Source organism: Bradyrhizobium sp. Kon56 (assembly GCF_055807635.1).
Genome location: NZ_JBVVOU010000634.1, coordinates 1 through 236, shown reverse-complemented (window position 1 = coordinate 236; position 236 = coordinate 1). Strand labels below are relative to the sequence as shown.

Genomic DNA, 236 nt, shown 5'->3' with positions numbered 1-236 from the left:
ATCAACCTATGTTGCTGGGCGGCGTATTCAAGGCTACCGGCAATGCCTCACCGATTACCGTGCCCGCCAAAGGCCGCTACATGTTTGCTGACCTCGCACGCTACGCCCAGCGTTATGACCTGCCGCTGCGATTCAATCCGAACTTCCCCATCAATACGCTGCTGCTGATGCGCGCAGCCACAGGTATTCAGATGCATCAACCCGAGCGTTTCCAGGCGTTCGTAGACTGCCAGAAC

1 protein-coding gene is annotated in these 236 nt (G+C 57.2%); it reads left to right on the top strand.

The window, feature by feature from the left end; genetic code table 11:
• On the top strand, window positions 1-236 hold a 236-nt coding region (locus AC0L3B_RS40335; protein ID WP_473383662.1), incomplete at both ends, for a DsbA family protein.